The 11525-nt window shown below is 41.2% G+C and carries 10 protein-coding genes; 8 read left to right on the forward strand and 2 right to left on the reverse strand.

Features of this window, described 5'->3' with window-relative positions; translation table 11 throughout:
• Positions 1-78 precede the first annotated feature (78 nt).
• The gene (locus BFS30_RS20890; RefSeq protein WP_157262992.1) at positions 79-1032 is read right to left on the reverse strand and encodes a terpene synthase family protein; all 954 of its coding nucleotides are present in this window, start codon (positions 1030-1032) and stop codon (positions 79-81) included.
• Between the two features lie 262 nt (positions 1033-1294).
• Here BFS30_RS20890 and BFS30_RS20895 point away from each other — a divergent pair, with 262 nt between their 5' ends.
• The 4 genes from BFS30_RS20895 (at position 1295) to BFS30_RS20910 (ending at position 3647) form a co-directional block, all read left to right on the forward strand.
• Positions 1295-1849 carry a DUF2975 domain-containing protein gene (locus tag BFS30_RS20895; protein WP_069381068.1) on the forward strand — a complete coding sequence of 185 codons (555 nt, stop codon included), beginning with the start codon at positions 1295-1297 and terminating at the stop codon, positions 1847-1849.
• Positions 1850-1852: 3 nt separating this feature from the next.
• Entirely contained in the window at positions 1853-2068 is a 216-nt protein-coding gene (locus BFS30_RS20900; protein WP_069381069.1) for a helix-turn-helix domain-containing protein, read from the forward strand.
• Positions 2069-2090: 22 nt separating this feature from the next.
• Complete coding sequence (locus BFS30_RS20905) at positions 2091-2930, forward strand: maleylpyruvate isomerase N-terminal domain-containing protein (protein ID WP_069382574.1); 840 nt, start codon at positions 2091-2093, stop codon at positions 2928-2930.
• A gap of 114 nt (positions 2931-3044) precedes the next feature.
• Positions 3045-3647: a hypothetical protein gene (locus BFS30_RS20910; RefSeq protein WP_083252155.1), complete on the forward strand. Its 603-nt coding sequence runs from the start codon at positions 3045-3047 to the stop codon at positions 3645-3647.
• 23 nt (positions 3648-3670) lie between these two features.
• Here the strand turns inward: BFS30_RS20910 and BFS30_RS20915 are convergent, their stop codons facing one another.
• Positions 3671-4063: a DUF1801 domain-containing protein gene (locus tag BFS30_RS20915; RefSeq protein WP_069382576.1), complete on the reverse strand. Its 393-nt coding sequence runs from the start codon at positions 4061-4063 to the stop codon at positions 3671-3673.
• A 66-nt stretch (positions 4064-4129) separates the two neighbouring features.
• On the opposite strand from BFS30_RS20915, the gene BFS30_RS20920 reads away from it, so the two are divergent.
• The 4 genes from BFS30_RS20920 to BFS30_RS20935 all read left to right on the forward strand — a co-directional run bounded on the left by BFS30_RS20920 (position 4130) and on the right by BFS30_RS20935 (position 11480).
• Positions 4130-4684 carry a hypothetical protein gene (locus BFS30_RS20920; RefSeq protein ID WP_069381070.1) on the forward strand — a complete coding sequence of 185 codons (555 nt, stop codon included), beginning with the start codon at positions 4130-4132 and terminating at the stop codon, positions 4682-4684.
• 1 nt (position 4685) lies between these two features.
• On the forward strand, positions 4686-5672 hold the full coding sequence (locus tag BFS30_RS20925) for a hypothetical protein (protein WP_069381071.1): 987 nt from the start codon (positions 4686-4688) through the stop codon (positions 5670-5672).
• A gap of 68 nt (positions 5673-5740) precedes the next feature.
• A complete protein-coding gene (locus tag BFS30_RS20930; protein ID WP_069381072.1) occupies positions 5741-10399 on the forward strand; it encodes a DUF3320 domain-containing protein in 4659 nt (1552 codons plus the stop codon).
• A gap of 1 nt (position 10400) precedes the next feature.
• Entirely contained in the window at positions 10401-11480 is a 1080-nt protein-coding gene (locus BFS30_RS20935; protein ID WP_237028627.1) for a glycoside hydrolase family 76 protein, read from the forward strand.
• The last annotated feature ends 45 nt before the right edge of the window (positions 11481-11525 follow it).

Below are 11525 nucleotides of genomic sequence, written 5' to 3' on the forward strand. Positions count from 1 at the left end.
CCGCTTTACATTTGCAGCATGTTGACCATAACCGTAGTTAAAAGAAAAGAAGAATAATAGAAGGAGTTTTTTATTGCGTTAATTTTCAACCAACATCTTGTACCTTTTTGTATCCTCAAACCAGTTTAGATAACCACTAATCCATAAACCCTGACCTTCCAGAAATTTTTTAACTACCGGTGTATATACACCAAAATCCGGGATGTCATGATATAGCGCCATAAAATCCTCTACACGTGAGTTATACATTTGCACTGCTTCATCAAAAGCATCTTCCATTGAGCATTTCCATTCATTTTGAATCACGAGAACCAGATTCAGGCCTTCGTCATCCTGCATTTCCTTTTCTAAGGAAATCAGATCATTACTCCATGCAAATAAGTCTCCTCCCAGGATTCTGGCTTGCTGAACAAAGGGATGAACGACAATATAATCAGGCAAAATACCGGTTACCAGCTCTATTTTATCGTTTACAGTGGCCATGGCTACATTCTTTCTGCGGATTGGGATATACTCCTTAATGGAAGGATAATTAATGTCTTTGCGGTAACTGATGGAGGAATCTATTTCTATGCCTTCAAGATATTGAGATACATCGTATATATATCTTTTCATCCACTCTTCTGTGGCAATAGCCTCGAATTCCCTCATAAAGATTGAAAACTGATGAATAATCGGATTTTCTTCCGGTCCGGGTATTGTACCCCTTGCTACCTCCATCATACGGTGGGTCACCTTTGACAATTCATCTGCCTGGAAGGGGGCATAATAATCATCCTGTGCAATTCCCCAAAGCAGCGCTCTGGTAAACGAGGTTAATAAAGGAAGGGGAGCGTCCGGCCAGGAATGTGCAGCCCAGGAAGCGCCGTCAAGTTTTTTCATCATTTTGATAAAAGGCTGGGGCAGCGTACTGTATTCTTCATCGATCCATTTCTCGCTCTTTTCTCTGAGTAAGGCTTTGTGTGGGCTTACCCGTGGTGGGAATGGATTAAAAAGTATAGTTTTAAGATCTTGTACGGTTATTTTTTTCATTGGTGACTGCGTATAATTTAAGAATATTTTTCCGGCTGATTGGAGGTCTACCGCCTTGCAGACATTGCTATCCAAAGATAATGGAATCATGCAGATTTACTAATCAGCATTCTTCTTGTTTAAGAGGTTATCATATTTACTCAGATTTTCAGGATGAAATAAGTAAGTCTGTTATTGGGTATTTATTGATAATAAAATATTAATTATTGTTTTTCAATAAATATATATTATATTAGCATTGTCATTTAATAAAATAATAACTATGGAAATTAAAATTAGCACTCAGCAAATGCTGAAATTGTTGTACATCATTTCATGGATAATATTTATTGGAGTGTGTATAGAAACCGGAAGCTTTATCTTCAGCACCGTTCTAACTATGGTGCTTAACCCTGAGGATGCAAAACATTTATGGCAGCAAGTTGATTTGTCAAATCTTTATAGATACGACGCCGGCCATTTTTTTGTAGAAGGACTGTATTTGATTATTGTAGGATTAATGAAGGCGTGTCTGTTTTATCTGATTGTAGAAATATTGCATGATAAAAAGCTGAATATGTCTCAACCTTTCAATACAGAAGTAGGTCAATTTATTTCTAAATTATCTTATTTAGCTTTAGGGATTGGGCTATTCTCCCGGGCGGGAATAGAATATGCAGAATGGTTAATTAAACAAGGTGTGGAAATGCCTGACGCAGAATCTTTAAGTATAGGTGGGCCCGATGTATGGCTGTTTATGGGGGTTACTCTTTTAGTGATCGCACAGATTTTTAAAAGAGGAATCGAAATTCAGAGAGAAAACGAACTAACTATTTAAGCTATGGCAATTATTGTAAATCTTGATGTGATGATGGCAAGACGAAAAATGTCATTGAATGAGCTTTCAGAAAAAGTTGATCTGACGCTATCGAATCTTTCCATATTGAAAACAGGTAAAGCAAAAGCCGTTCGTTTTACTACCTTAGAAGCGATTTGTAAAGCCTTAGACTGTCAGCCAGGTGACATTCTGGAATATGTTGAAGAAGGTAAAAAATAAAAAAACAAATAACAGCTATTGTATGGGAGCAAAGTCAGGTATTCCAGTTGATGTAGTTCATCTTTTACCCGTTCTTGATGGAAAATTCATTGATTTAATGAAATCCCTTACAATTGAGGAGTGGCAAAAGCAGACGATTGCAAAGAAATGGGTGGTAAAGGACGTGGTGGCTCATTTACTTGATGGTAACATGCGCATACTTTCTATTCTTCGCGACAATTATCACGGTGAACAATCGAGCATTAATTCGTATCAGGACCTGGTTGGTTTTCTTAACGGACTTAATGCCGATTGGGTAAAAGCAATGAAGCGGGTAAGCCCTGAAATGCTCATTCTTCTTCATCAAATAACCGGGCCACTTTTTTGCGACTATTTTAAATCACTGGATCCCTTTGATCCTGCGCTCTTTGCTGTGAGCTGGGCTGGAGAAGAAGTAAGTCAAAACTGGATGGCAATTGCCCGTGAGTACACTGAGAAATGGTTGCACCAACAGCAAATTAGGGATGCCATAGATAAACCTGGCTTGATGACTTTTGAGCTTTTTTATCCCTTCATAGATATTTTTATGTGCGCATTGCCACATACTTACCGGGAAATTTCAGCCGAAAATGGAACTGTTGTGAAACTTACGGTAACTACAGCCATTGGGGGCTCCTGGTTTCTTATACGGACTGGTGGCATATGGGAGTTGAACAAAGAATATTCGGGCTATCCAACAACAGAAATCATCATTGATCCGGATACCTCCTGGAAATTATTTTCAAAAAGCTTGCGACCTGAACAAATCAAAAGCGAGGTTACAATTACAGGTGACCAGATACTCGGTGAGACCGCGCTAACAATGGTTTCGGTTATGGCCTGATATTTTTTTATCGTATAAATTCCGGCTTTCTGCGAATATTAAATCAAAGCCTGCGAATTATAAACGAGGATTGAACAGTGGCTGTTATGATGTTATATTTGAAAATAAATATCTATGGATAATATGAATAAATACATGCCACATTTAATCTTATCTGTTGTAATTTCTTGTCAGACATTTATGAGTTCCTGCCAAAATCTGAACAAGTCTGATTACCCATATTCGGAAGAGCAGACCAAACAATTTCTCGCCGAAATCACTAAAAACGTCAGTGCCTCTATTACCGATGCGACTGAGATAAAAAAGCAACCGACTAATAAATTCAGCATATGGACAAGCTATCCGCTCTCAAAAGATCAACTTAAGGAGTACCGGCAAAATAACGGAAACCTCAGCAATAAGGATAATGACATTTCAGACTTTGCGACATATACCATTAAAGAGTCTGATTTCACAAATGAAAAAAACGAAAAACTTAATTTTACAGATAATGGTCAGGCCATTTATTTACAGGAGTATAGTTTATGGGAGTATGAGCACATTTTACATCAGAATGTAGGCATTGAACTCGCATTAGATAAAAAATTCGAAAAACTGAAAGGGCATCTGAACATAGAATTTGAAATGCCTGGGAAAATAAAAAAGGAAGTCAAGATTCCGGTAAATCTTTCAATTTATGATAAAATTGAAGAAGATAGTGCGAAAGCTGATCAGTAATGGACTTTATGAAGCTGGCGGGGTTAAGTTAAACGTATTAAAACACCTTTTCTTTTTACCACGTTTTTATAATCCCACTGTATCACTTTTGATTTTTCAATCCAGCGGGCCAGATCATCCAGGTTAATCTGCTCAATTGCAGTATAGGTAATGGAAGCGTCCTTAAATTTACCGGTGTTTATCTTCAGGTCTGCTTCATCAAAATCAGCACCGCTCCAGAACATCAAACGGATGCCAGCTTTAAGTTTGCTATAGCCCACAATTGGGTTCCCGTTTAAAAACCAAACCGGATGTGCATGCCAGATCTTACTTTCCGCCTCTTTCAGGTTAAGGTCAATTCCGGAAGATAAAAGATGACAAATTTCACGATCTGTAGCCGACTGTGAATCATTATAATGTGGTATGTCCTTATTCATAATCATTCGTATAAACATCAAAATATCAATGACCCAGGTCATCTTTTTTATATCTTCAACTAAAATATGAATAAAAAGTATCATTTAATTTTTGTCTTCTTGTTATTACTGAACATGGTTACCTCGGTCTTTGCCGGCGGGATGTCCGCCTGGCAGGAAGAAACACCCTACGGACACGATATAGAACATGATGGTACTGCAGGTGGCTGGATTTGTATGCAGATACACACCAGCTCAGTTTGCTTTCAGCATTTTTATTTTTATAAAGGCCATACCATCGCCGAGAGTAAATCTGAGTTTTTTATCATCAATGAGAAAACCGAGCGAATACAGAAATTTACAAATCAGGAACAATGGCGGAAGGCCATCACCGTACAAAAGCTTGTGCCACTTTGGAAAAGAGAATACAACGATAACTACGGCATAGATAAATTTGCCGGTGCTATTTTATTAATTTTAGTGCCCATCCCTTTGTTTCTGCCTCTGCTCTGGTTATTTTGTGCAATCAGCCTGCTGTTTCCATGGGCTGTAGCAGGAGGCTTTCGAAAGCATTTTGCCTGGGTCTACCCGGTGTTGATCCTGGCTGTATTTTTATACTACAACATTCCTCAGAGTTTGTAAAATGAAGAAGCTATTATTCATACCCGTTGTTCTTATGGTCGTTTCTGCCTGCAGAGAAAGTAATGGAAATAAGGTAGCAAGTAAGCTACAGCCAAAAGTTAAAAAAATTGAAACAGTTGAAAGAAATGACTCTTCAGAAATAGAAAAAAGTGGGCGCTCGTTCTACGATTGGTATTTTAAGCATCATTTTCAATATATAGATATTATAAAGGGCAAAAATGAGAAATGTCTGCTCGACACGGCATCTTATTTCAGAAACCTGAGAAAGCTCAATACCATTTCTGAAAAATTCATTACCCATGAAAAAAACAGACTGCAGGCTTGTTTTTCATTTATTGCTACTAGATATTATTCAGCATACGAAAGTGCTGATGCCTATGAATATGATGAGTATTGTCCCGAGCTATATTACATGTATTGGATCAATAGTCAGGAAGAGCCAAATCGTTTCTCTATTAAAAACCTAAAGCTCATTTCTGAAAGTAAAGCCAGACTTGAGGTTTATCTAAACTATGGTGAAAAAGATGAACCATTATCCCGAATACAATTGGAGAAAGAAAATGGCTTATGGAAAATTGTAAAAATTGATTTTTTAAATAAAGAACAACAGAAAACGGCAACCGAAACAACTTCCGGCAGATGGCAAAACGCCATGGTGACGCTGAATATTGGTGAAAACTCGCTGGCTTTTGAGTACCATGGGCAATGCGTATATTTTTATCCCGTTCGTAAAATCAGTGATACAGAATTCGAAATGATCTGGGCAAGAGATATGGATTGCAAATTTGACAACGGAACCAGCCAGTCTTTTGGATTATCAAAAGAGAAAGAGGTGCCCGAAATTGGCAGGCCTTTTGCCAGATTCACGCTTAAAAACAACATCCTGAACGCGGATTTCTATTACAAAACATGGGTAAGAAGATATACAGAACAGGTGCAGGATGACGTTTTTACAGAAGCCTACTTCAGGAAGAATGAAAATGAATAAATACTGGAGTGGCGATATATCCAATATATTTGGAGATATTAGAATTTTCTACTCATAAGAACCGAAATATGCAGGAATCCATCCTTCCCAAATTAGAAGCATCGAGAAAAGAACTGTTGGATTTGGGTATGCGCAATACCTTAATTAATTACAAGATACCTAAAGCGAGGGGCATCCATGTGGTGCAGGAAAAGTCATCCTCAATTTTTGATATTATTGTTCGGCAGAACAAAGCAATGACCTTTCTAAGCAGACCGGGAACAGATGGTGATGATACCAGTGAGATGCCAGAACTCAGCGAAGAGGAACTGGAAGATGCTTACAATGATACCCGACTGCAAACCAGCGAACCTGAGCAGAAACTTCAAACTAAGATTCTCAATACCTATTACTTTGCCCGTACCAGTATAGAGGAGCAAGGTGTTAATATTTTATACCTGTCGCTGGGCATGCTGAACTGGTATGAGCAGGGCAATACGACTGAGCCACGTCAGGCACCATTGGTTTTGCTACCGGTATCCCTTGAAAGATCGAGCGCAAGCGAGCGTTTCAGATTGAGGTATACCGGCGGAGACATCGGGGCTAATCTGTCCCTGCAAGCCAAGATGATGGTGGATTTCAACATCACCGTTCCGGATTTAGAGGACATGGAAGATTTTGATATTAAGGCTTACATGGATGATATTGCCAAACGGGTGAAACACCATGCTGCCTGGAGTGTAGACCAGGATGCAATTGAACTTGGTTTTTTCTCTTTTGGTAAGTTCATGATCTATCATGATCTGGATAGCAGTAAATGGCCCGAAGATGGTAAACCTTATGACCATTCCATTCTTACTTCATTATTTGGGGCAGGCTTTACGGATGCCGAGCCAACGGCTAATTCCGAACATAACCTGGATAAGGAGACAAAAGCCCATGAGCTTTTTCATGTGGTAGATGCAGACAGCTCACAGGTGTTGGCCATGCTGGCTGTTCATGAGGGAAGAAACCTGGTTATTCAGGGTCCTCCGGGCACAGGGAAATCTCAAACCATTACTAACCTGATTGCCAATGCCGTTGGTCATGGTAAAAAAGTATTGTTTGTGGCAGAGAAAATGGCGGCTCTGGAAGTCGTAAAACGACGGCTGGATTCCATTCATCTGGGAGAAGCCTGTTTGGAACTTCACAGTCATAAGGCGAATAAGAGAGAGTTGCATACGGAATTGAAACGCGTGCTGGATCTGGGGAAACCTACTTTGACACATTTGGAGAATGAGTTGGTTGAATTGGATGGTTATCGCGGCAGGCTGAATGGTTATTGCAATTCAATCAATAAGGAGATTGGTAAGAGTGGATTATCCGGACAAAAAGTAATCGGTTATCTGCAACAGATTGCCGATCAATATAAGAACATAAAACTGGTTAATGTGCCGATTGCCGATATCGGGGATTGGGACATGATCCGGATGAGCAGCGCAGAGAAGAGGGCGGAGGAGATCGAAGCCCGATTAAAAGAAATCGGTGTGCCGGCCAATTTATTGTTTTATGGTACTAAGCTTAAACTCTTACTGACACATGAGCAGGAGGGGTATCAGACTTTGATAAACACGGCGCTGAAAGATACCAAAGACTTAGAAAATGCGGCAAAGGAAGTGGCTGCGTGGTTGCTTATGCCCGAACCGGGAAACGCTATCGAAATTGCAGGATTGATGGCTGCTGCGAAAATTGTGGCCGAAAGTCCCGATTTAAGAGAAATCGCTGTAACAGATATTGCCTGGACTGCCAATTATGAGGACCTGCGGGAACTGTTGGAGACCGGAGATCGTTTGAGCATATTAAAGCATTCTTACGATCAGATTCTTTTACCGGAAGCCTGGAATCAAAACGTTTTGCATATCCGTCAAAACCTCATCACGCATGGGCAAAAATGGTATAAGTTCCTTATTGGCGATTATAAGAGAAGTATAAAAGAACTGGCTTCCTTTGCCCGGGTACCATTGCCCGATGATTTGGCATCTAAAATCAGGTATACGGACGATATATTGGAGGCCGGCAGATTGGCTGCAACTTTGGCCGAACATGAGGCTTTGGCTATAAAGGTATTCGGAACCCGCTGGCAAAAATTCAAAACCCGCTGGCAGGAATTGTATCAGATACTTCAATTCATTTCCAAAGTACATCAGGATATCGCCAATGCAGTGTATCCTGCAAGTTTATTGGAGGTGCTGAGCAAAAATGAGAAGCCTGCACGTGCCTCTGAATTGGCCGGTAAATTAAATGAGGCATCGTCCAGGCAAATAGAAAGTGTGGATGCTTTACTTGGAAAATTGCTTTTCGACAGCAGTATGGTGGCCGAAGACAGACGTCTGGCAGGACTGAATTTCGCATCCCAGCTGGATTTGCTGCAGCGCTGGTCTGATCGTTTTATAGAAGTCCAGCATGCTGTACAGTGGAACAATCTGGTAGAGATGGCTCAACAGGATGGCTTTGCCCAGCTGACTATCCTTGCTGCAGAATGGGAGGGGGCCGCCTCTTACTTAAAGATTTCACTGCAAAAAACCTGGTATGAATACTTGATTACCGAGGTCATGACCGAGCGTCCGCCTTTACGTAGTTTTGAGCGTACGAGTCATGAAGAAACGATAGAGAAATTTAAAAAGCTTGACCTGCTCAATCTTGTTTATAACAGGGCGCGCGTTGCGCTGAAGCATTATGAATCTTTGCCGAAGCCAGAAGGCGGTGGACAAATGAGTGTATTACGTACAGAGTTTAACCGAAAGGCCAGACATATGCCGATCCGTAAGCTGATGCAGGAAGCAGGATTAGCCATTCAGGCAATTAAACCGGTTTTTATGATGAGCCCGATGTCAATTGCCAGTTTTCTTCCTCCGGGAGATATTGAGTTTGATCTGGTGATTTTTGATGAGGCCAGTCAGGTTCGTCCTGTTGAGGCCCTGGGTGCAGTGTTGCGCGGAAAACAACTGGTTGTAGTTGGTGATACCAAACAATTGCCGCCGACGAGCTTCTTTGATAAGCTGAATACCGACATTGAAGATGAGGATAATGTGACTGCTGATATGCAAAGCATTCTTGGAATGGCTGATAGTCAGGGGGCGCCACAACGCATGTTACGCTGGCATTACAGAAGTCGCCATGAATCATTAATCAGCCTGTCTAACCAGGAATTTTACGAAAACAAACTGGTCATTTTTCCTAGTCCGGGTTCAAAATACCAGATGGGACTCGCCTTTCATTACCTGCCGGATGCGGTATACGACCGTGGGAATACCAGAAGTAATCCTATAGAAGCCGAAACCGTGGCAGACGCAGTGATTCAGCATGCTCTGCACAATCCAAAGCAAAGTCTTGGGGTGGTTGCTTTCAGTACTTCGCAAATGCAGGCGATACAAAATGCCCTGGAGATTAAAAGGAGAAAGAACCCGGAAGTGGAGAGCTTTTTCAGGAGTCATGCTGAGGAGCCTTTCTTTGTGAAAAACCTGGAGAATGTACAGGGTGATGAGCGGGATGTGATTTTCATCAGTATTGGCTACGGCAAAATTGAGGACGGAAAGGTGCCGATGAGCTTTGGCCCGCTAAATAATGAAGGTGGAGAACGGCGGTTGAATGTATTGATCACCAGGGCAAAATACCGTTGTGAGGTTTTCGCTAACATTACTTCGGATGATATCAATACGACTGCAACAACCAAGTTCGGCATCAGGGCTTTAAAGAGCTTCCTGTATTTTGCACAGCATGGTAAATTTGCGGTAGACCAGGACGTACCTTTGCTTACTGAACGTCCGTTTGAGCAAATGGTGGCCGACCGTTTAACCGCTGCAGGTTATACGGTTAGGAATAAAGTAGGATCTGAAGGTTTTTATCTTGACCTGGGTGTAGTGGATCCTGAACATCCCGGAAGGTATTTGTTGGGGATTGATTGTGATGGGGAATCCTACGGGCAGTCTAAGTCGGCCCGCGACCGTGACCGCTTGCGTAAACAGGTTCTGCAGGGGATCGGCTGGAAGATGTATCAGATCTGGAGTACCGAATGGTATCGCAATCCTGAACGGGAGTTTAAACGCCTGCTGGATTTTCTGGAAAAGGTAAAGGCACAGACATCGCTCGATGATCAGATGGAGGAAGAGGTGCGTTCGGAGATGATTACACTGGTAAGAGAGGAAAGGGAAGAGGTTGATCTGAGTGTTCCGGTATATGAACAAGCCAGACTTTCCCTTGATCAGAATGCGGAAGAGTTACACCTTGTGCCTTTTGGTAAATTGGGCAATTGGATTGCTGAAGTGGTGGAAAAAGAAAGTCCCGTGCATTTCGATGAAATGGCGAGGAGAATTGCTGAGGCTGCAGGGATTTCGAAAATTGGTTCCAGAATACGCTATACATTGGAAGCAGCAGCGAATTATGCGGTAAGTTCCGGTTTGATAACCAGGAAAGAAGATTTTCTTTGGCATCCTGAAATGGAGGCTGCGATTATTCGCAGCAGGGTAGGTTTAAGTGCTACTTCCAAAAAGCTGGCTTACATTGCCCCGGAAGAAATGAGCGAGGCGATTGTTAAGGTGGTGGGAGAATCTATTGCGATTCAGCCTGAGGTAGCCGTTCCTTTGATTGCAAAATTATTTGGCTTTAGCAGGGTTACGGAAGAAATGAAGAAGGAATTACTGACGGTATTGGAGCAAAATGTAAATACAGGTAAAATCAGGAAAGACGGAGAGTTGCTCAAGGAGATTTAAAATGCTAGGAAGAAAAATTATATTTACTTTTTTAGTGTTCATGGCTGGGGCTGTGACACCAGCTGCTTTCGCACAAAGGTCTGTTTTTGAGCAGCACGTTTCGGATATCAATAAAAACATCAACCTTTTGCTGAAGGACCCTAAAACAGGTCTGTATTTTGAAACGACAGATTCTATACAGAAGGAAAATCCCCATTCCTGGTTATGGCCGCTCTGTGCATTGGTACAGGCAGCCAATGAAATGGATGTTTTATATCCTAAACAGGAACACCTGAAACCTGTAGTGAAAGCCATTGATCAGTATTATAGTGAAAAAGTGCCGGTGGCCTACCAGGATTATGTGACGGCTGAACGGTTAAGTTCCCGTTTTTATGACGATAACCAATGGGTCGCTATTGCTTATCTGGATGCCTATAACCGGACTAAGGAGAAACACTATCTTAAGAAAGCCATTATGGTATATGAATATATGATTACCGGAATGGATGATAAGGTAGGTGGAGGTTTGTATTGGAAGGAGGGAGACTTTAGTACCAAGAATACCTGTTCCAATGCGCCGGCGGTATTGGTTGCTTTGCAGTTGTATAAAGTTACAGAAGAAAAGAAGTATCTGGAAACTGCTATAGCGGTGTATGACTGGACCAATAAAAAACTTCGTTCTCCGGAAGGCCTGTTCTATGACAATGTGAAAATACCTGGTGGTGAGATCGACCGTAAGTTTTATACTTACAATGCTGGTGCGATGCTTCAGGCCAATGCTTTATTGTATACGATCACCAATCATAAAAAGTATTTACAGGAAGCACAACAGATTGCCAAAGCATCGAAAAGCTACTTTTTTAAGGACAATCGCTTACCCGGACATTATTGGTTTAATGCGGTTTTGTTTAGAGGCTGTATCGAATTGTACAAAATCGATAGGAATAAGGATTGGATTGATATCTTCCGAAATGAGGCACAAAGAATCTGGACTGAAGAGCGGGATGAATCGAATCTGATTGGAAAGAACAAACAGAAATCTTTAATTGATCAGGCTGCAATGATGGAGATTTATGCCAGGTTGATATCGCTGGAAAAATAAAAGCTAATAGTTTTTAACTATTTGATATAGATTTAATCGATCATG

The organism is Pedobacter steynii (assembly GCF_001721645.1).
In the GTDB taxonomy this organism is placed as follows: Bacteria; Bacteroidota; Bacteroidia; order Sphingobacteriales; family Sphingobacteriaceae; genus Pedobacter; species Pedobacter steynii_A.